The sequence below is a fragment of the Streptomyces albospinus genome (assembly GCF_014648695.1).
In the GTDB taxonomy this organism is placed as follows: domain Bacteria; phylum Actinomycetota; class Actinomycetes; order Streptomycetales; family Streptomycetaceae; genus Streptomyces; species Streptomyces albospinus.
Genome location: NZ_BMRP01000003.1, coordinates 307,370 through 326,964, shown reverse-complemented (window position 1 = coordinate 326,964; position 19,595 = coordinate 307,370). Strand labels below are relative to the sequence as shown.

Genomic DNA, 19,595 nt, shown 5'->3' with positions numbered 1-19,595 from the left:
CCACCGGTCCGCTCAGTGGCCGACGTGCATGGCGTGGGTGGCGGCGATCTGCTTCCAGGACTTGGGCTGGGCGACGAGGCCGGAGGCGGCGAACGCCCGTACCCCGGCGCCCGCCGCGGGCTTGGACGGCTGGAACAGCCAGGCGTGGAAGAAGTCGGCCAGCGGCTTGCCGGACTTCTTCTCGGCGAACGCCACGAAGTCCGCGACCGAGGCGTTGCCGTACTTGTTCTCCGTAGGCCAGGACTTGAGGATGCCGAAGAAGGCCTTGTCGCCGACCTTGTTGCGGAGCGCCTGGAGGGCCAGCGCACCGCGGTCGTATACGGCCGTGTCGAACTGCTTGTCCGCGCCCGGGTCGCCCGGCTTGACCGTCCAGAACGGGTCGTTCGCCGGGTGCTGGGCGTAGACGTAGTCCGCGAGCTGCTGCGCGGTGCCCTCGCCCTCCTTCTCCGACCACAGCCATTGGCTGTAGGCGGCGAAGCCCTCGTTGATCCAGATGTCCTTCCAGTCCTTGAGCGACACGCTGTCGCCGTACCACTGGTGGGCCAGCTCGTGCACGACGACCGAGACGTTGGTCCCCTTGTCGAAGGCGGCCTTGCCGTAGAAGGGGCGGGTCTGGGTCTCCAGCGCGTAGTGCGCCGGGACGTTCGGGACGTAGCCGCCGACCGAGTTGAACGGGTACGGGCCGAAGACGCTCTCCAGCCACTCGGTGACCTCGGCGGTGCGCTCGATGCTCGCCCGCGCCGACCCCAGGTTCGCGCCGAGGTCCGGGCTGACCGCGTTGATCACCGGCAGGCCGTCGGCGGTCTTGTCCGTGGTGATGTCGAACTTGCCGATGGCCAGCGTCGTCAGATACGTCGCCTGCGGCTTGTCCGAGCGCCAGTTGTAGCGCGTCCAGCCGAGCTTGGAGGTCTGCGAGGCGAGCACGCCGTTGCTGAGCGCCTGGGTGCCGTCCGGGACCGCGATGGAGATGTCGTACGTCGCCTTGTCGCTGGGGTGGTCGTTGCTCGGGAACCACCACACGGCCGAGTCCGGCTCCTGGGCCACGACCCCGCCGTCGGGCGTACGGGCCCAGGCGGTGAAGCCGTCGATCTTCAGCTCCGAGGGCTTGCCCGCGTAGCGGACGACCACGCTGATGTCCTTGCCCTTCTCCAGCGGCGCGGCCGGAGTGACCTCCAGCTCGTGTTTGCCGGAGGTGGCGAAGGCGGCCTTCTTGCCGTTCACCCGGATCTCGCTGACCTTGAGGCCGAAGTCCAGGTTGAAGCGGGAGAGGTCCTGGGTGGTCTTGGCGAGCAGTGTCGCCGTGCCCTCCAACAGGTCCGTCTTCGGCTGGTACTTGAGCCGCAGGTCGTAGTGGGAGACGCGGTACCCGCCGTTGCCGCTGTAGGGGTAGTAGCTGTCGCCCACACCTGGGGCGCCCGGCGTGAAGTCCGCGGCCGATGCCGGGATCGCCAGCAGCAGGCTGAGCGCGGCAGCGCCCGGGACCAGGAGTCTGTGACGCACGAGTCCTCCAACTCGTAGGGGAGGTGGATCCCTTCGGACCTTATGTACTCATCAGGGGCACGTCATGTCCATGGCCCCACCTGACACATGACCGACATCTGGTCGACACGGACCTCGGAAAACCCCCTTCTGCACGGGAGTTGACCCGCGCTACCGTCCGCTCGTGACGATACGTACGGGAATTCCCCACATCCCCTGGAAATCGCTCGTGGTGGCGACCACCCTCGCCCTGTTCGCGCTGCTCATCGCCCCGCACCCGGCGGGTGCGACCCCCGCCGCCGGCGAGAGCGGCCCCGTCTACTCCTACGACCACGCGATCCGCGAATCGGTCTGGGTGGACACCGGGCTCGACGGCGACGCGGACGGGCACACCGACCGGGTCGCCGTCGACATCATGCGCCCCTCCGAACCCGCCCGGCAGGGCCACCGGATACCGGTGATCATGGACGCGAGTCCCTACTACTCCTGCTGCGGACGCGGCAACGAGAGCCAGAAGAAGACCTACGACGCCCAGGGCCGCCCGGTCCAGTTCCCGCTCTTCTACGACAACTACTTCGTGCCCCGCGGCTATGCGACGGTCCTCGTCGACCTGGCCGGAACCAATCGGTCCGACGGCTGTGTCGACGTCGGCGGACGCTCCGACATCCAGTCGGCCAAGGCCGTCGTCGACTGGCTCAACGGCCGCGGACACGCCTACACCGCCCGCACCGGCGGCAAACCCGTCACCGCCGACTGGTCCAACGGCAGAACCGGCATGATCGGCAAGAGCTGGGACGCCACCATCGCCAACGGCGTCGCGGCGACCGGGGTCCCCGGCCTGAAGACCATCGTCCCGATCTCCGGCATCTCCTCCTGGTACGACTACTACTTCGCCAAGGGCGCCCCTCTCTACAACTCCGGCCCCGACCAACTGGCCCACGAGGTCGAGAGCCCCGGCGCGCACCAACACTGCGCCGCCGTACAGAAGAAGCTGGTCGACGGCGCCCCGCGCAACGGCGACTGGACCGGCCTGTGGACCGAGCGGGACTACGTCCGCAACGCGGGCAAGGTCCGCGCCAGCGTCCTCCTCGTGCACGGGATGCAGGACCTCAACGTCCGCACCAAGCACTTCGGCCAGTGGTGGGACGCGCTCGCCCGGCACGGCGTCCAGCGCAAGATCTGGCTCTCCCAGACCGGCCATGTCGACCCGTTCGACTACCGCCGCGCGGAATGGGTGCGCACCCTGCACCACTGGTTCGACCACTACCTGATGGGTTACGACAACGGCATCGAGCGCGCCCCGATGGCCGACATCGAGCGGGCGCCCGACACCTGGTCGACGGATGCGCACTGGCCGGCGGCCGGTACCGCGCCCGTCGTCCTGCACCCCCGCAACGGGACCACCGCGGGCGTCGGCGCCCTGGGCACCCGGCCCGCCCCGAAGGGCGCGACCGCCTCCTTCACCGACGACCCCAAGCTGAGCGAGACGGACTGGGCCGCCCACATCGACCAGGCGACACCCGCGAAGGCCGGGTTCACCACCGGGCCGCTGACCGCGCCGCTGCGGCTGTCGGGCTCCGGCACGGTGACCGTCACCGCCACCCCCAGCACCTCCTCCGCGCATCTCTCCGCCGTCCTGGTCGACCTCGGGCCGGCCACCCTGCGCAATTACGCGGCCGACGGCGAGGGCATCCGCACCCTCGACAAGCGCACCTGCTGGGGCGCCGGCAACAAGGGCGACACCGGCTGCTTCAAGGAGACCGCCGCCGACGTCGAGAAGGCCGGCTACACGGTCTTCAGCCGCGGCTGGGCCGACCTCGGCCACTGGGCCGATCCCGGCAGGGGCCGTCCGCTGACCCCCGGCAAGTCCTACACCATCACCCTCGACCTGGCCGCCACCGACCACATCGTGCCCGCCGGGCACCGGCTCGCGCTGATCGTGGCCGGCACCGACGCCGGACTGATCGACCCGCCCGCGTCCCACCCGCGGCTCACCCTCGACCTGTCCCGCACCGCCGCGCGGCTGCCGCTGACGGGCGGGGCGCCGGCCACCGCGCACGCGATCCCCACCCCGTGACCCAAGGGAGGCACCCCTCGTGACACCCGGCTCCCGCGGCGCGCCGGCGGTCGTCCCGCCGCGGCAGCCGCCGCGGGCGCTCGTCCCGCCGCCGCCGGACGGGCGGGTGGGCGATCACCTCACGGCCGGGACGCCGGTGGGCCCCTGAGCCGTGTCCCCCTCCCGCACCAGCCGCAGCACCTCGTCCGCACAGCCCCACGCGACGGTCACACCGGCACCGCCGTGCCCGTAGTTGTGGACGCACCGCGTCCCGTCCGGCAGCCGTTCCGCGGTCAGCCGCACTGCCGGACGGGCCGGGCGCAGCCCCACCCTGTGGGCCAGGACCCGGGCCCGCGCCAGCGCGGGGAAGAACCGGGCGCAGCGCGCCACGATCGCCTCCGCCACCGCCGGGTCCGGCTCCCGCGACCAGGCGTTCTCCCGCGCCGTACCGCCCAGGACGACCCCGAAGGGCTGCGGCAGGACGTAGGCGGTCTCCGCCGCGGCCGAGTCCGCGGTCGCCAGCCAGGTGTCGATGCCGGGGTTCTCGACGATCACCAACTGCCCCTGAACCGGGTGGACCTGCGGATCCGGGACGAGTTCGCGGGCGCCCAGACCGGAGCAGTTCACGACCGTCCGGGCGCCGCGGCCCGCCTCCGCCAGCGACGCGACCGCGCGCCGCTCCACGATCCCGCCGGCCACCGCCAACCGCTGCTCCAGATACCGGAGATGGGCGGGCATGTCCACGAGCGGGGTGCATGCCCGCCGGCCGGAACCGTACCCCTCGGGCAGCTCGTCGGGGCGCGCCCGCCGCATACCGGGGACCGCGTCGTACCAGGCGGCGAGGCCGTCCGCGCCCGGGTCGGCAGGAACCTCCGCCATGAGGCCGGCCACCATCCGCGCACCGGTCTCCGCCGGCTGCTCGGCCAGCCCGGCGAGCACCTCGAAGGAGCGCAGCGACCACCGCACCGCGTCCTCGTACGGTTGGATCCGGTACGGCCAGCACAGCGCCCCGGCCACCGCCGACGTCGTCTCGCCGGCCGCGTCGCGGGTCAGCAGCCGCACCCGGTACCCGTTCTCGGCGAGCACGATCGCCGAGGTCAGACCGATCACCCCGCCGCCGACCACACACACCCCGGCGTCCCCGGCGGTGCCCGCCACGTTCTTCGCCATCTGCGCGCCCTCCCGTGATGTTCGCGTAACCCTCCGGCAGCGGCCCGGACAGAGCCGGACCTTACGCTGGTAGCAGCACCGTCGGCCGATGACGCCCCTCGGATCCCGCCACCCGTGTCCGCGTACCCACGCCATCGCCCGAGGAGACCCATGCCCCGCGCCCAGCGCGCCGTGCCCGCCTGGCTCGCCCACCCCTTCCGCTGGCAGCGGCTGCCCGTGCCGTGGCCGGCGGTCGTGCGGGGCGCGCTCTGTGCGGGGCCGCTGCTGGCCGCGGGGATCGCGACCGGGCACCCGGCGCCCGGCGTGCTCGCCGCACTCGGCTCGATGCTGGCCGGTGTCAACGACCGCCCCGGGACCCGGCGCACCGGCATCGTCCACATCGGACTGCCCGCGCTGGCCTCGGCGTTCGGGATGCTGATCGGCGGTGCGCTGCGGGCCGCCGACGCCGGCTGGTGGCTGGTGCCGGCGCTGTGCGCGGTCGGCTTCGTCTCCGGGGCGGTCAGCGTCACCGGGCCGGTGCGCTCCAACGCGGGCATGCAGATGCTGGCCGCCACCGTCCTCGGCGCGGGCATGCCGCTGCCCGGCGCGCCCTGGGCGAAGGCGCTGTACGTCCTCGCCGGCTGCCTCTGGCTGCTCCTGCTGCGGCTGGTGCTGCGTACCCCGCGCCCGGCGGGCGGGCCGCTCAGCGGCGAGCGGGCAGCGGTCGCCACGGTCTTCGACGCGCTCGCCGACGTCCTGGCGGCGGTCGGCGGACCCGGCGCCGAGCCCGCCCGGCGCCGGCTCACCGCCGCCCTGGACCGCGCCGACGAGGCGCTGCGGCTGCGCCGCCTCACGAGCCGGCTGCTGCGCCGGCCCGCCCGTACGGAAGAGCTGCTGCTGGCCGAACGCTTCGCCGCGGCCACCGCGCTGTGCGAGGCCAGTGTCGCGCTGCTGTGGGAGGCCCGCCCGCTGCCGGCGCGGGTCGCGCAGAGCCCCCGGCGGTTCGCCGAGGCGTTGCGCACCGGGCGCCCGCCGGGCCGGCTGTGCGCCCCGGAGAACAGTTCCGCGGCACGCGGGGCCTTCGACCACGCCCTGCTGGACGCGGCGGTCGCCTTCGCACGGGAACGGCCCCTGCCGCGGCCGTCGTCCGCGGCACCGGCCACGGCGACCGCAGTGGGCGCCGCGCTCGGACCCGCCGGGCGGGACTACGGACTGCGGGTCGCCGTCTGCATCGGCGCCAGCGCCGCCGTCGCGCTGCTGCTGCGCGCCGACCACTGGTACTGGCTCCCCACGACCGTCACCTTCCTCGTCAAGCCGGACCTGGGCCCGCTGTTCTCCCGCACGGTGAACCGCTTCGCCGGCACCGCGGCGGGCGTGCTGGTCTTCGCCGGGGCCGGGCTGCTGCTGTCGGGGAGCTGGTGGCCCGCGATGGTGGCCGGCGCGGGCGGTGCGCTGCTGCCGTTCGCCACCCGGCACTTCGCCCTGCAAACCGCCGCGATCACGCTCATGGTGCTGTCGTTCGTCTACGCCGGCGGCGCGCGGCAGGCCCCCGCCGAACGGATCGTCGACACCTCCCTCGCGTGCGCGATCGTCCTCGTCGTCGGCCATCTGCCCCGGCTCGCGGACCCGCGCCGCAGGGTCGGCCAGCGGGTCACCGCGGCCCTGCGCGCCACCGAACGCTTCCTGCGCCACGTCCTTGCGCCCCGCCCGGACGGCCGCCCCACCGACCCCACCGAACGGCTGGCGCTGCGCCGGGCCGCCTACCGGGCGCTGGCCGGGGCACGGGCGGCGGCCGAGACCGCCGCGGCCGAACTGCGCACCGCCCGCGACCGTGCCCCCGACTGGCTGACCGCCGTCACCGCCGCCGAGCGCATCGTCGACGCCGCCACCGCCTGCGCCGTACGCCTCGACCACGGCGCCCGCCGCCCGGACCCCGACGAGGCCGAACGGCTCTGCCAGGCCCTCGCCGCCATGGCCGACGCCCTGGAGGACCCGCGCCGCCGCCGTGCCACCGGCACCCCGCCGCCCGCGCTGCGGCCGGTCCCCGACTGCGCGACGCTCACCGATGTGGCCGCCGAACTGGAGCGGCTGCGGGAGTATGCGGGGGCGGGGTAACCGGGGCGCACGGCCCACCCCCGACACCCGCGACGATCACCGGCACCGCCGGACATACGGTCACCGGTACCGCCCGGAGGTAGCACAGCGGCAACAGCCGCAGCCGCGCCGCCGCCTCATCAGGTCGGATCACACCGCCTCGCGTCCGGCAGTCCGGGCAACGCGCAACTGCCCGACCGGGGGCGGGCGACCGTTCCGCCGGGTCGTTCACCGCTCCACGGGCCCGGTCGCGCCTCGGATTGCGCGACACCCGCAGCGTGATTCCATGGAATCACGCATATGACAGCGCGGGCTCCAGGGCTGAGAACGCCGCCCGGCCGCGGTACCGCCCAGTGGTGCCGCCGAGCAATTCCCTTTGCGTATGCGGGGCGTGCGCGCCGATGTGCGCAGCCCGGGGCGTGCGACGGGCCGCGCCCGGTCTGCCTCGCCCACCGGGTGACGTCACCCGCCTGGAGCGCGGTGTCCAAGACCATCGCGGTACCCAAGACCATCCTGACGAGGCAGGCGGCTATGACACGGATCATGTACGACGCGGTGACGCCCAAGGAAATCCCCTCCGGCGCAACGATGGTGGCCGGTTATGCCGACGGCACGTTCGCCAACTTGAAAGAGATGGCGGCGCGGTTCCCGCACGCGACCCGGGTGTCGATCGCGGTGAGCCATCTGACCAAGGCGCAGGTCCTGGACGTGGAGCAGGGCGCAGCCAGCCCGGACGGGGCGGTTTTGTGGTGCACCCAGACCATGGCCAGTACACCCAACGAGGACCTGACGGTCTATTGCAGTGTCTCCGAACAGCCCGCGGTGCGTGCGGCGTTCCGCAAGGCCGGGGTCACCGAGCCGAACTACTGGGTGGCGCATTTCGACGGCGTGGCCACGATCCCGGCCGGCGCCCTCGCCAAGCAGTACGAGAACACCCCTGGCTTCGACAAGTCGGTGGTCGCGGACCACTGGCCCGGCATGGACTGATCATCGGTGGTGTCGGAGGGCCGTGGTGAAGGCTTCATGGCCGACGACTTCGCGGCCACTGCCGCGCCCGCCGATACCGGCCCCGTCCTCGAAAGTCGTGCACCGTCGAAATCGTTGCGCGCGAGCGTCATGCGGCCGTCGTGCGGAGCCGCTCGCCGCGGGCGGCGGCGCGGCGTACCGCCTCCGCCACCCCACCGGCTACCAGCGCCAGCGCCACCAGCAGGGCGCTGACCCACAGCGGCGCGCGGTAGCCGAGCCCGGCGGCCAGCGGGATGCCGCCGCACCAGGGGCCGATCGCGGCACCGACGTTGAGCGCGGCCGTCGCGAACCCGCCCCCCAGGGTGGGCGCTTCGGCCGCCGCGTAGAGCACCTGGGAGATCAGGGTGGCGCCGACGGCGAAGGAGAGGGTGCCCTGGACGAGGACCAGCACGACGGTGGCCGCCGCGTTCCCGGCCGTGAGCGCGAAGAGCGCCCAGCCCAGGAGCAGGGCCACCCCGCCGGCCGGCAGGAGCTGTCGGGGCCGGGTGTCCGCCAGCCGCCCGCCGGCGGTGACACCGGCGAACGAGCCCACGCCGAACAGCGCCAGCATCGCCGGCACCCCGGCGGCGCCGAACCCGGTGACCCGGGTGACCAGCGGTGCGAGGTAGGTGAAGGTGCAGAAGGTCGCGCCGTTGACGAGCGCACACAGCAGCAGGGTCACCAGCAGCCGCGGGCTGCGCAGCGCCCGCAGCTCATGGCGCGCACGCGCGGCGGCAACACCGGCACCGGTCACGGGGGTTGTGGAGGAGGCGGCGCCGCCCGGCACCGACCGCAGAATCGCGCACACCGCGGGCAGCGACACCAGCGCCACCGCCCAGAACGCCGCGCGCCAGCCCCACTGCTGCCCCAGCACGGCGCCCGCCGGGACGCCCGCGATACAGGCGAGGGTGGTACCGCCCAACAGGACGGAGGTGGCGCGGCCCTTGGCGTCCGGTGCCACCAGGCCGGCCGCGGTCGCCAGCGCCACCGCCAGGAACCCGGCGTTGGCCAGCGCCGCCACCACCCGGGTGGCGAGCAGCACCCCGAAGCTGCTGGTGACCGCGCCCAGGACGTGGACGACCAGGAACGTGATCAGGAAGGCCAGTAGCGCGCGCCGCCGCGACCAGCGCAGGCTCAGCAGCGCCGTCAGCGGCGCCCCGACGATCATCCCGACCGCGAACGCCGAGGTCAGCGAGCCCGCGACCGGGATCGACACCTGCATGTCGTGCGCGATGTCCGGCATCAGCCCGGACAGCATGAACTCGGATGTGCCCTGCGCGAAAACCGCCAGCGCGAGCACGTACAGAACGAAGGGCATCACTCAACTCCGCAACCACACCACGGGTCGGCACGGGCCGGTACGGCGCCTTCGACAGGGGCGCCGATGCGGATCGGGAGGGACCGGCACAACCGGCACGGCCGACGGGGAAGCGGCAGCCCCGGCCGCCGCATGACAAGTCCTGCCGTACGGGCGGCGATTCGGTGGCGGAGAAGAGAGAACCTCGGCGCGAGGGCGGGCGCAACGGGCCGGAGCGGCACGTCAGTCCGGCGAGGCGCGGCAGTACAGGGGCCGCGCATCGGCAACGCGAGGAGCCACCGGACGGCGCCCGGTGGCTAGCGTCTTGAGGACTCGGGGCTGGACATGATCCGCAGGCTAACCGAGCGGGACAGCCGCCGTCCATGCATTTCCGGGCGCCGCCCGGCCCCGCCGCGGGCTACGGCCGGAGCTTCTCCACCGGCCCGAGCGGCCTCTCAGTTCGGGCGGCCACGACGGACCGGGCGGCGGCGGGAACCCCTCCCGCCGCCGCCCGCTCAGGTCGCCGAACTCACCGACCGCCCTTGCCGCCCAGCAGCCCGGCCCGCCGCAGCGCGTCCGCCATCGCGTCGTTGACCGGTGCGGCGTCCCGGCCGCCGCGACGCTCGCCGCCCCGCTGACCGCCGCCCTGCCGCTGCCGCGGCGCACCGCCCCGGCCGCCCTCGCGGGCCCCGCCGCTGCCGCCGCGGCGCTCACCGCCGGCCCCGCCGCGCCGTTCGCCGCCGGCCGCCGCGCCCTTGCCGGGCTCGTCGTCCAGCCGCAGCGTCAGCGAGATCCGCTTCCGGGGAATGTCGACGTCGAGCACCTTGACCCGGACGATGTCGCCCGGCTTGACCACGTCCCGCGGGTCCTTGACGAAGTTCTTCGACATCGCCGAGACATGGACCAGCCCGTCCTGATGGACGCCCACGTCCACGAACGCCCCGAAGGCGGCGACGTTGGTCACCACGCCTTCCAGGAGCATCCCGGGCGCCAGGTCGCCGAGCTTCTCCACGCCCTCCTTGAAGGTGGCCGTCTTGAAGACCGGACGCGGGTCCCGGCCCGGCTTCTCCAGCTCCTGGAGGATGTCGTTGACCGTCGGCAGGCCGAAGGAGTCGTCGACGAAGTCCGCCGCGCGCAGTGAGCGCAGCGCGGCCGTGTTGCCGATCAGCCCGCCGACCTCGGTGCCCGCCGCGCGCACCATCCGGCGCACCACCGGATACGCCTCCGGGTGCACGCTGGAGGCGTCCAGCGGGTCGTCGCCACCCCGGATCCGCAGGAAGCCCGCGCACTGCTCGTACGCCTTCGGGCCGAGCCGCGCCACGTCCTTGAGGGCCTTGCGGGAGCGGAACGGGCCGTTGCCGTCCCGGTGGGCCACGATGTTCTCGGCAAGTCCGGAACCGATGCCGGACACCCGTGAAAGCAGCGGCGCGGAGGCGGTGTTGACGTCCACCCCGACGCCGTTCACGCAGTCCTCGACGACCGCGTCCAGCGAGCGGGACAGCTTCACCTCGGAGAGGTCGTGCTGGTACTGGCCGACCCCGATCGACTTGGGGTCGATCTTGACCAGCTCGGCCAGCGGGTCCTGGAGGCGCCGGGCGATGGACACCGCGCCGCGCAGCGACACGTCCAGGTCCGGCAGTTCCTGGGAGGCGAACGCGGAGGCCGAGTACACCGAGGCGCCCGCCTCGGACACCATCACCTTCGTCAGCTTCAGCTCCGGCTGCGCGGCGATCAGGTCGGCCGCCAGCTTGTCGGTCTCCCGGGAGGCGGTGCCGTTGCCGATCGCGATCAGCTCGACGCCGTGCTCCCGCGCCAGCCGTGCCAGGGTGGCCAGCGACTGGTCCCACTTCTGCTGCGGCACATGCGGGTAGATGGTGTCCGTCGCCGCCACCTTGCCGGTGGCGTCGACCACCGCCACCTTCACGCCCGTACGGAAGCCGGGGTCCAGGCCCATCGTGGCGCGCGTACCGGCGGGCGCCGCCAGCAGCAGATCGCGCAGGTTCGACGCGAAGACCCGCACCGCCTCGTCCTCGGCGGCCTGCCGCAGCCGCAGCCGCAGATCGATCCCCAGGTGCACCTGGATGCGTGTGCGCCAGGCCCAACGGACCGTGTCCTGGAGCCACTTGTCGGCCGGCCGATCCCGATCGGCGATCCCGAAGCGGTGCGCGACGGCCTGCTCGTACGCGCTGGGGCCCTCGCCGGCCGCCGACGGGTCCTCCGGCTCCAGGGCGAGATCGAGGACCTCCTCCTTCTCGCCGCGGAACATCGCCAGCACCCGGTGGGACGGCAGCTCGGTGAACGGCTCCGCGAAGTCGAAGTAGTCGGCGAACTTGGCGCCCGCCTCCTCCTTGCCCTCGCGCACCTTCGCCGCGAGCCGCCCGCGCGACCACATCCGCTCGCGCAGCTCACCGATCAGATCCGCGTCCTCGCCGAACCGCTCGGTCAGGATCGCCCGCGCGCCCTCCAGGGCCGCGGCCGGATCGGCGACGCCCTTGTCCGCGTCCACGAACGCCGCGGCAGCCGCCGCCGGCTCCACCGAAGGGTCGCTCAGCAGCCCCTCGGCCAGCGGCGCAAGGCCCGCCTCCCGTGCGATCTGCGCCTTGGTGCGCCGCTTGGGCTTGAACGGCAGGTAGATGTCCTCCAGGCGGGCCTTGGACTCGGCGCCGCGGATCTGCGCCTCCAGGGCGGCGTCCAGCTTGCCCTGGGTCCGCACGGACTCCAGGATCGCGCTCCGCCGCTCCTCCAGCTCCCGCAGATAGCGCAGCCGCTCCTCAAGGGAGCGCAGCTGCGCGTCGTCGAGCATCTCGGTGGCTTCCTTGCGGTAGCGCGCGATGAACGGGACGGTCGAGCCGCCGTCGAGCAGTTCGACCGCGGCCCTCACCTGCCGCTCCTTGACGCCGAGCTCCCCGGCGATCCTCGCTTCGATGGTCCCGAGGGCCCCGATGGGCTCGGTCGATGCCGTCACGTTGATCCTGCCCCGCCTTCCAGCGCTTGCCTGAGCCTGCATTGTGCCGGGTGACGGCCCGCACTGTCGCACCGCCCGGCCGGGCACGCCGGGGTGTGACACGCCGCATCACACCCCGGCACGCGCCCTGCGTTGTGACCTAACCCTCGCCGAACAGCTCCGCCGGGAACGCCCCGGCCTCCACCACCTTCGCGGTGAACGCGGCGGCCAGTTCGGTCAGCCGAGCCACCCCCTCCGCGCCCAGGCGCACGTACGGGGCCCGGTCCAGCCGGTCCGTCGTCCGCTCCAGGTCCTTGCGCAGCTGCACCCCGGCCTCGGTCAACTCGCCCTCGGCGCCCAGCAGTCCGCGCCCGCGCAGCCGCTCCTGCGCCGCGGCCCAGTCCTCCTCCGACCAGCCGCGGGTCGCCAGGTTGCCGCGCCGGCTCATCCCGCGCCCGGTCGCGGAGTGCGTGACCAGTGCCTCCACCGGGTCCAGTTCGGCGTCCAGCAGCGCGACCAGGTGGCCGTCGCCGCGGTGCTCGCGCAGCAGCGTCGTGGCGTGCCAGTAGGCCAGGTGCGGGGCGTCGGGCACCGGCAGGTCGGCGTGCGCGGAGTACAGCGGCCGGGCGTGGCGCGCGCCCGCCTCGGCGGCCCGCAGCGCCAGCTTCGCCGCCTCGGCCATCTCCGGGGACTCCAGCGCCTCGTCGCCGAGCAGCCGGCGCAGCGTGGCGTCCACGGCGCGCAGCCGGGCGTCCAGCACGGCCTGCGGGGTGGTGACCGTCCAGACCTCCGGGACGTACCGGGCTATCAGCTCGTACCGGAAGCTGTAGAAGGTCGCGGCGACGGTCCCGGCGCCCACCGCGCCGAGCGGCGCGCTGCGCGAGGAGAAGTAGACGGCACGGCCCTCCACGCCCAACGCGCCCATTTCCGCGGGCAGTTCGGGAGCGAAGTAGTGCGCCGAATGGAACGGGTTGAGGGCGTTGTGGCAGTGCCGGCCGGCCCGTTCGGGCAGTGCGCCGGAAGCGGAAGTGCTCGAAGCAGAGGTCATGCGAGCAGGTTACCGACCCGTTGGTATGTCGTGTCGAGGAGGGGCGAATCCGGACCGGCCCGGCAGCGGACGGCGCGGATGGCAGGAAAGGTGGGAAACCCGTCATTGCCGCCATCGGCACCGCTGCCCAGGATGGACACATGGAACAGCGCGATGTGCTGGTCGTTCTCTTCGACGGGCTCCAGAGCCTCGACGTCAGCGGCCCGGTCGAGGTCTTCAGCGGCGCCTGCCACGGCGCCCCCGGCGCCTACCGGATCCGCACCGCGAGCCTGGACGGCGCGCCGGTCCGCACCACCAGCGGACTGACTCTCACCCCCGACCTCGCGCTCGGCGCCGCCACCCCGCCGCACACCCTCCTCGTCCCGGGCGGCCGGTGCACCGACCCCCCCGACCCGCGGCTGGTCGACTGGCTGCGGGCGAACGCCCGGCGCACCCGGCGCACGGTCTCGGTATGCAGTGGCGCGTTCCTGCTGGCCGCCGCCGGGCTGCTGGACGGCCGCCGCGCAACCACCCACTGGAGCCTGTGCGACACCCTCGCCGCGCGTCACCCGGCCGTCCGCGTCGAACCCGAGCCGATCTACGTCCGGGACGGCGACGTGGCCACCTCCGCGGGCGTCACCGCGGGGATCGACCTCGCGCTGGCCCTGGTGGAGGAGGACCTGGGCCGCGACCTGGCGCTGACCAACGCCCGCCATCTGGTCGTCTTCCTGCGCCGGCCGGGCAACCAGACCCAGTTCAGCGCCCAGCTCGCCGCGCAGACCGCGCAGCGCCGCCCGCTCCGCGACGTCCAGCAGTGGATCAGCGAGAACCCGGCCGCGGACCTCTCCGTCGACGCCCTCGCCGACCGCGCCGGGCTCTCCCCGCGGCACTTCGCCCGCGCCTTCCGCGACGAGGTCGGGACGACCCCCGGCCGCTACGTCGACCGGGTGCGCCTGGAAGCCGCCCGACGTCGCCTGGAGGACACCGCCGACGGCATCGAACAGATCTCCCGCCGCTGCGGCTACGGCACCTCCGAGGCGATGCGCCGTGCCTTCCTCCGCGCCCTCGGCGCCTCCCCGGCCGAATACCGCCGCCGTTTCCAGCCCGCCGCCCCACCCTCCTGAACAGCCCTTCCGCACACCGACGCCCCTCCACAGAAACAGGAGCCGCCATGCAGATCGCCATCCTCCTCTACGACCGCTTCACCGCCCTCGACGCCATCGGCCCGTACGAGACCCTCGGTCTCCTCCCGGGCGCCGAGGTGGTGTTCGTCGCCGAACGCACCGGCCTCCACCGCAGCGACAAGGGCTCCCTCGGGCTGGTCGTGGACGCCGCGCTGAGCGACGTCACCGCGCCGGACGTCCTCGTCGTCCCCGGCGGCCCCGGGCAGACCGCGCTCATGGAGGACGGCCCGGTGCACGAGTGGATCCGGGCCGTGGACGCCGGCACCACCTGGACCACCTCGGTATGCACCGGGTCGCTGGTCCTCGCCGCCGCCGGCCTCCTCAAGGGCCGCCGGGCCACCTGCCACTGGCTCGCCCTGGACCAGATGCCCGCCCTGGGGGTCGAGCCGAGCGGGGAGCGGGTGGTCTTCGACGGCAAGTACGTCACCGCCGCCGGCGTCTCCTCCGGTGTCGACATGGGCCTCGCCCTGGCCGGCCGGATCGCCGGGGACTTCGTCGCGCAGACGATCCAGCTCGGCATCGAGTACGACCCGCAGCCGCCCTACGACGCGGGCGCCCCGGAGAAGGCCCCGGCCGAGGTCGTCGCGGCCCTGCGGGACCACGGCCGCTCCATCCTGGCCGGGAAGCGCTGGCGGGACGAAGCCGTCACCGAGAGGTGACGGAGCACCCGCCGAGCCGCGGCCGGCCCCGGCTCAGCCCGCCGGCCAGGTGAACCGCGGCGCCCGGCGCTCCAGGAAGGCGGCGGCACCCTCCAGGATGTCGCCGCTCTCCCGCGCCTGCGCCGCCCAGTACGCCCCGCGCTCCTCGGCCTCCGCGGGCGGCACGTCCCACGTCCCGTCGGCCAGCTCCTTCGCCGCGGTCTGCGTCAGCAGCGACCGGCTCGCCAGTACGGCCGTGAACTCCGCGACCCGCTTGTCCAGCGCGCCCTCGGCCAGCACCTCGTCCACCAGGCCCGTACGCAGCGCCCGCACGCAGTCGATCAACTCGCCCGAGAACAACAGGTACTTGGCGGCCGACGGCCCCACCAGCCGGACCAGCCGCCGGGTTGCCGACGCCGGATAGGCCACCCCCAGCTTGGCCGGCGTCACCCCGAACAGCGCCCCCTCCTCCGCGAACCGCAGATCGCAGGCGGCTGCCAACTGGGCGCCGCCGCCCACGCAGTAGCCGCGTATCGCCGCCAGCGTCGGCCTGGGAAACGCGGCCAGCGCCTCCTCGGCCGCCACCGCCAGCCCCTGCGACGCCCCCGACGCGTCCCGCAGCGAGCCGATGTCCGCCCCTGCGCAGAACGTCCCGCCGTCGCCCGTCAGCACCAGCGACCGCACCGCGCGGTCCGCCGCGAGCCGGTCCAGCAGCGGCGGGAGCTCCCGCCACATCTGGACGGTCATCGCGTTGCGCTTGTCCATATTGCTGATGGTGACGGTCGCGGTGCCGTCGCCGACGTGCGTCTTCAGACCCTGTTCCATGCCCGGATATTAGAGCGACCGCGCGCCGCGCGGCCGGATACGATCGGCGGTCTGATGTCTGCAACACTCGTCGCCAAAGACCTCGCCGCCGGCCACGGCGAGCGCGTCCTGTTCTCCGGTCTCGATCTGGTCGTCGCCCCCGGCGACGTGGTCGGCCTCGTCGGCGCCAACGGCGCGGGCAAGTCCACGCTGCTGCGCCTGCTCGCCGGCCTGGCGTCCCCGGAGCACGGCACGCTCGCGCTCAGCCCGCCCACCGCCACCGTCGGCCACCTCCCGCAGGAGCCCGACCGCCGCCCAGGAGAGTCGGTACGCGCCTTCCTCGCCCGCCGCACCGGCGTCGCCGACGCGCAGCGCGCCCTGGACGCCGCCACCGAGGCGCTGGTCGACGAACGCCCCGGCGCGGACGACGCCTACGCCACCGCCCTGGAGCGCTGGCTCGCCCTCGGCGCCGCCGACCTGGACGAACGCGCCGAGGAGACCGCCGCCCAGCTGGGCCTCGCGATCAGCCTCGACCAGCCGATGACCGCGCTGTCCGGCGGCCAGGCCGCCCGCGCCTCGCTCGCCTCCCTGCTGCTCTCCCGCTACGACGTCTTCCTGCTGGACGAGCCCACCAACGACCTCGACCTGGACGGCCTGCAACGGCTGGAGTCCTTCGTCACCGGGCTGCGCGCCGGCACGGTCCTGGTCAGCCACGACCGCGAGTTCCTGACCCGTACGGTCAACCGCGTCGTCGAACTCGACCTCGCCCAGCAGCAGGTCAACACCTTCGGCGGCGGCTACACCTCCTATCTGGAGGAGCGCGCCCGCGCGCGGCGCCGGGCCCGCGAGGAGTACGAGGAGTACGCCGACACCAAGGCCGCCCTGGAGACCCGGGCGCACACCCAGCGCAACTGGATGGAGAAGGGCGTCCGCAACGCCCGCCGCAAGGCCACCGACAACGACAAGATCGCCCGCAAGGGCCGGGTCGAGGCCACCGAGAAGCAGGCCGCCAAGGCCAAGCAGACCCAGCGCATGATCGAGCGGCTGGAGGTCGTCGAGGAGCCCCGCAAGGAGTGGGAGCTGCGGATGGAGATCGCCGCCGCGCCCCGGGCCGGCGCCGTGGTGGCCACCCTCCGGAATGCCGAGGTGCGCCGCGGCGACTTCCGCTTCGGCCCCGTGAACCTCCAGATCGACTGGGCGGACCGGGTCGCCATCACCGGCCCCAACGGCTCCGGCAAGTCCACCCTGCTCGCCGCCCTCCTGGGCCGGCTGCCGCTGGATTCCGGCCAGGCCACGCTGGGTCCCGGTGTGGTGGTCGGCGAGATCGACCAGGCCCGCGGCCAGCTCTTCGACGGCCACGGCGACGCGCCCCTGATGGACGCCTTCCGGGCCTCCGTGCCGGAGATGGCGCCCGCCGACGTCCGCACCCTGCTCGCCAAGTTCGGCCTCAAGGCGGCTCATGTGCTGCGCCCGGCGCACACCCTCTCCCCGGGGGAGCGCACCCGCGCCGCACTGGCCCTGCTCCAGGGACGCGGGGTCAATCTCCTCGTCCTGGACGAGCCGACCAACCACCTCGACCTCCCCGCCATCGAACAGCTGGAGTCCGCGCTCGCCTCGTATCCGGGCACGCTGCTGCTGGTCACCCACGACCGCCGGATGCTGGAAGCGGTGGATACCGCGCGCCGCATCGAGGTCGCGGGCGGGCGGATCACCGACCGCTCGGTGTGAGGCGCGGCGCCCGCCCGGACAATCGATTTGTTTCCGGGGCAGGGGACCCGTAAGGTGTTCCGAGCCGACGCGGGGTGGAGCAGCTCGGTAGCTCGCTGGGCTCATAACCCAGAGGTCGCAGGTTCAAATCCTGTCCCCGCTACTCAGAAGAACAGCAGGCCCGGTGCGCAGGCACCGGGCCTGCTGTTCTTGTGCCGCCGCCCCGTCTGCCTCCGCGCGCCGGGTCCGCTCCGCTCGCCCTGCCCCACCCTTCGATACGGGGTATACCGGAACATAAGGCACCGGATTGAGGAGGCGGCGATGGCCGGCAGGTCCACATCCGCTCGGCGCGATGCGCAGACGGCCCGGCTGGGGCGCAGCTTCCTCGTACTCGCGCTGCTCGGTTCCGTGCTCGCCCTCGCCGGCATCGTGGGCCTGGTCTACGTCGGCGTGGCCACCCTCACCACCATGCTGCTCTTCGGCTGGCTGCTGCTGATCGGCGGCCTGGTGGGCCTGGCGCACGCCCTCCAGTCCCGCGGCACGAACGTCTTCTGGCTCGCGGTGATCGTGGCGGCGCTGAACATCGCGGCCGGTGTGGTGGTGATCCGCCGGCCCGATGCCACCGCCGCCGCGCTGACCATGTTCGCCGCCCTGCTCTTCCTGACCGGTGGCCTGTTCCGCCTGGTCGGCGCGGTCGTGGTGCGCGGGCCGCAGTTCGGCTGGACGCTGGTGCAGGGCGCCTTCGGCATCCTGCTGGGCGTGCTGGTACTCGGCAACTGGCCGCACAGCAGCCTCTACGTCATCGGTTGCTTCTTCTCGCTCGCGCTGCTCTTCGACGGGCTGGGCCTGATCGCGATGGGGGTCGGCGGGCGCCGGGTCGTCGGCATGGTCGAGGAGGGCAGAGTGGCCGGATCCGGACCCCTTTCCGGCGGCTCCGGTGGCGACGGCGCGGTGACCGCCGAGCGTCAGCCTCGAAACAAGGATTAAAAGCGACAGGACGTGTCGCGAGGTTGATCAATTCCGGCAGAATCGGTCAAAAGGCGTCGATAGGCGCTGACTTGTGTTCAGGGGGTCGGTCCGGACCAGAGCATTCTCAACACTCTTCGTGTGAGGATGCCTTCCGGACCCCCAGCAGAACCCCCCGAGGAGCTGACCTCCCCGCTCGCGTACGAAGGTGTCTGGCGGTTCACCGCCCCGGCACTGGAGTCCTCGGTGCCCCAGGCACGCCACGCGGTCCGGGATCTGCTCGACGAACAGCATGTGCCCGTCGCCGAGGGCATCGTGGACGGGCTGCTGCTGATCGTCTCCGAACTGGTCACCAACGCCGTCCGGCACGCCGCCCTGCTCTCCCCCCAGATCGCCGTACAGCTCACGATCGGTGCGAACTGGCTGCGGGTCGCGGTCGAGGACGACCACCCCTACCGCCCCAAGGCGCTGGAGGCGGACGAGGGCGATATCGGCGGTCGCGGCCTGTGGCTGGTCAAGATGCTCACCACGGAAGTGGGCGGCAAGTGCGACGTCGAGCACACCGTGAACGGCGGCAAGGCCATCTGGGCCGAGCTGCCGCTCACCCCCCTCGCTACCAGCCCGCCGACTGCCCTGTGAGCTCGCGGACCGCCGGGCGCGCCGCGTCCAGCACGGTCATGAACCACGCGGAGAACGGCGCCTGCGCATGCCGCTCGGCCAGCTCCTCCGGGGTGACGAACGCGATCTCGCCGATCTCCTCGGGGTCCGGCGCCGGCTCCGCCCGCACCAGCCCGACGAACAGGTGGTTGTACTCCTGCTCCACGAGGCCGGAGTCCGGGTCCGGGTGGTTGTAACGCACCGTGCCGGCCTCCCCGAGGAGCACGGGCGCCAGCCCCAGCTCCTCCGCGGTCCGCCGGGCCGCCGCCGCGAACGGCGTCTCGCCCGGATACGGGTGGCCGCAGCAGGTGTTGGACCACACGCCGGGGGAGTGGTACTTCGACATCGCCCGGCGCTGCAACAGCAGCCGCCCCTTCTCGTCGAAGAGGAACACCGAGAACGCCCGGTGCAGTTGGCCGGGGGGCTGGTGCGCCGCGAGCTTCTCCGCGGTGCCGATCGTCGTACCGTCCTCGTCGACCAGCTCCAGCATGATCGGCTCGGCGGCGCCGTCCGGTGCGCCCACCGCCGGGGTCCCGGCGGTCTGTCCGTTGGCAGGTGTGATCGGCATGCCCATCCTTGTCGTCGGTC

15 protein-coding genes and 1 tRNA gene are annotated in these 19,595 nt (G+C 73.4%); 9 read left to right on the top strand and 7 right to left on the bottom strand.

Annotated features, from left to right (window positions below; all coding sequences use genetic code 11):
- Positions 1-12: 12 nt before the first annotated feature.
- Positions 13-1,500, bottom strand: coding sequence for a M1 family metallopeptidase (locus tag IEZ17_RS06995; protein ID WP_189297471.1), 1,488 nt, complete (start codon positions 1,498-1,500; stop codon positions 13-15).
- Between the two features lie 169 nt (positions 1,501-1,669).
- Here IEZ17_RS06995 and IEZ17_RS06990 point away from each other — a divergent pair, with 169 nt between their 5' ends.
- Complete coding sequence (locus IEZ17_RS06990) at positions 1,670-3,556, top strand: Xaa-Pro dipeptidyl-peptidase (protein ID WP_373299747.1); 1,887 nt, start codon at positions 1,670-1,672, stop codon at positions 3,554-3,556.
- 114 nt (positions 3,557-3,670) lie between these two features.
- Here IEZ17_RS06990 and IEZ17_RS06985 read toward each other — a convergent pair whose 3' ends face one another.
- The gene (locus IEZ17_RS06985; protein ID WP_189297469.1) at positions 3,671-4,705 is read right to left on the bottom strand and encodes an FAD-dependent oxidoreductase; all 1,035 of its coding nucleotides are present in this window, start codon (positions 4,703-4,705) and stop codon (positions 3,671-3,673) included.
- 150 nt (positions 4,706-4,855) lie between these two features.
- Here IEZ17_RS06985 and IEZ17_RS06980 point away from each other — a divergent pair, with 150 nt between their 5' ends.
- Positions 4,856-6,799, top strand: coding sequence for an FUSC family protein (locus IEZ17_RS06980; RefSeq protein WP_189297467.1), 1,944 nt, complete (start codon positions 4,856-4,858; stop codon positions 6,797-6,799).
- 459 nt (positions 6,800-7,258) lie between these two features.
- The gene (locus IEZ17_RS06975) at positions 7,259-7,765 is read left to right on the top strand and encodes a hypothetical protein (protein WP_189297465.1); all 507 of its coding nucleotides are present in this window, start codon (positions 7,259-7,261) and stop codon (positions 7,763-7,765) included.
- A 127-nt stretch (positions 7,766-7,892) separates the two neighbouring features.
- Here IEZ17_RS06975 and IEZ17_RS06970 read toward each other — a convergent pair whose 3' ends face one another.
- The 3 genes from IEZ17_RS06970 to IEZ17_RS06960 all read right to left on the bottom strand — a co-directional run bounded on the left by IEZ17_RS06970 (position 7,893) and on the right by IEZ17_RS06960 (position 13,072).
- Positions 7,893-9,101 carry a Cmx/CmrA family chloramphenicol efflux MFS transporter gene (locus IEZ17_RS06970; RefSeq protein ID WP_189297463.1) on the bottom strand — a complete coding sequence of 403 codons (1,209 nt, stop codon included), beginning with the start codon at positions 9,099-9,101 and terminating at the stop codon, positions 7,893-7,895.
- Positions 9,102-9,609: 508 nt separating this feature from the next.
- Positions 9,610-12,045, bottom strand: coding sequence for a Tex family protein (locus IEZ17_RS06965; protein ID WP_189297461.1), 2,436 nt, complete (start codon positions 12,043-12,045; stop codon positions 9,610-9,612).
- A 139-nt stretch (positions 12,046-12,184) separates the two neighbouring features.
- Complete coding sequence (locus IEZ17_RS06960; protein WP_189297459.1) at positions 12,185-13,072, bottom strand: SCO6745 family protein; 888 nt, start codon at positions 13,070-13,072, stop codon at positions 12,185-12,187.
- A 140-nt stretch (positions 13,073-13,212) separates the two neighbouring features.
- Between IEZ17_RS06960 and IEZ17_RS06955 the strand changes: the two genes are divergently transcribed.
- Both IEZ17_RS06955 and IEZ17_RS06950 read left to right on the top strand, forming a co-directional pair.
- Positions 13,213-14,175 carry a GlxA family transcriptional regulator gene (locus IEZ17_RS06955; protein ID WP_189297458.1) on the top strand — a complete coding sequence of 321 codons (963 nt, stop codon included), beginning with the start codon at positions 13,213-13,215 and terminating at the stop codon, positions 14,173-14,175.
- Between the two features lie 47 nt (positions 14,176-14,222).
- On the top strand, positions 14,223-14,894 hold the full coding sequence (locus IEZ17_RS06950) for a DJ-1/PfpI family protein (RefSeq protein WP_189297456.1): 672 nt from the start codon (positions 14,223-14,225) through the stop codon (positions 14,892-14,894).
- A 33-nt stretch (positions 14,895-14,927) separates the two neighbouring features.
- Here the strand turns inward: IEZ17_RS06950 and IEZ17_RS06945 are convergent, their stop codons facing one another.
- A complete protein-coding gene (locus IEZ17_RS06945) occupies positions 14,928-15,698 on the bottom strand; it encodes an enoyl-CoA hydratase/isomerase family protein (RefSeq protein ID WP_189297454.1) in 771 nt (256 codons plus the stop codon).
- A 54-nt stretch (positions 15,699-15,752) separates the two neighbouring features.
- On the opposite strand from IEZ17_RS06945, the gene IEZ17_RS06940 reads away from it, so the two are divergent.
- The 4 genes from IEZ17_RS06940 to IEZ17_RS06925 all read left to right on the top strand — a co-directional run bounded on the left by IEZ17_RS06940 (position 15,753) and on the right by IEZ17_RS06925 (position 18,989).
- The gene (locus IEZ17_RS06940) at positions 15,753-17,405 is read left to right on the top strand and encodes an ABC-F family ATP-binding cassette domain-containing protein (RefSeq protein WP_189297452.1); all 1,653 of its coding nucleotides are present in this window, start codon (positions 15,753-15,755) and stop codon (positions 17,403-17,405) included.
- Positions 17,406-17,473: 68 nt separating this feature from the next.
- Positions 17,474-17,547 (top strand) — tRNA-Met (locus IEZ17_RS06935).
- Positions 17,548-17,705: 158 nt separating this feature from the next.
- Positions 17,706-18,371, top strand: coding sequence for an HdeD family acid-resistance protein (locus IEZ17_RS06930; RefSeq protein WP_189297450.1), 666 nt, complete (start codon positions 17,706-17,708; stop codon positions 18,369-18,371).
- A 126-nt stretch (positions 18,372-18,497) separates the two neighbouring features.
- Positions 18,498-18,989: an ATP-binding protein gene (locus tag IEZ17_RS06925; protein WP_189297689.1), complete on the top strand. Its 492-nt coding sequence runs from the start codon at positions 18,498-18,500 to the stop codon at positions 18,987-18,989.
- On the opposite strand, the gene idi is transcribed toward IEZ17_RS06925, so the two are convergent.
- A complete protein-coding gene (idi, locus tag IEZ17_RS06920) occupies positions 18,964-19,575 on the bottom strand; it encodes an isopentenyl-diphosphate Delta-isomerase (RefSeq protein ID WP_189297448.1) in 612 nt (203 codons plus the stop codon). The genes IEZ17_RS06925 and idi overlap by 26 nt on opposite strands.
- Positions 19,576-19,595 lie beyond the last annotated feature (20 nt).

Bases quoted from the DNA above. Each gene is read 5' to 3' on its own strand.
- IEZ17_RS06925 (WP_189297689.1), top strand. From the start codon at position 18,498: ATGCCTTCCGGACCCCCAGCAGAACCCCCCGAGGAGCTGACCTCCCCG.
- IEZ17_RS06940 (WP_189297452.1), top strand. From the start codon at position 15,753: ATGTCTGCAACACTCGTCGCCAAAGACCTCGCCGCCGGCCACGGCGAG.
- IEZ17_RS06970 (WP_189297463.1), bottom strand. From the start codon at position 9,101: ATGCCCTTCGTTCTGTACGTGCTCGCGCTGGCGGTTTTCGCGCAGGGC.
- IEZ17_RS06955 (WP_189297458.1), top strand. From the start codon at position 13,213: ATGGAACAGCGCGATGTGCTGGTCGTTCTCTTCGACGGGCTCCAGAGC.
- IEZ17_RS06980 (WP_189297467.1), top strand. From the start codon at position 4,856: ATGCCCCGCGCCCAGCGCGCCGTGCCCGCCTGGCTCGCCCACCCCTTC.
- IEZ17_RS06960 (WP_189297459.1), bottom strand. From the start codon at position 13,072: ATGACCTCTGCTTCGAGCACTTCCGCTTCCGGCGCACTGCCCGAACGG.
- idi (WP_189297448.1), bottom strand. From the start codon at position 19,575: ATGCCGATCACACCTGCCAACGGACAGACCGCCGGGACCCCGGCGGTG.
- IEZ17_RS06950 (WP_189297456.1), top strand. From the start codon at position 14,223: ATGCAGATCGCCATCCTCCTCTACGACCGCTTCACCGCCCTCGACGCC.
- IEZ17_RS06930 (WP_189297450.1), top strand. From the start codon at position 17,706: ATGGCCGGCAGGTCCACATCCGCTCGGCGCGATGCGCAGACGGCCCGG.
- IEZ17_RS06945 (WP_189297454.1), bottom strand. From the start codon at position 15,698: ATGGAACAGGGTCTGAAGACGCACGTCGGCGACGGCACCGCGACCGTC.
- IEZ17_RS06985 (WP_189297469.1), bottom strand. From the start codon at position 4,705: ATGGCGAAGAACGTGGCGGGCACCGCCGGGGACGCCGGGGTGTGTGTG.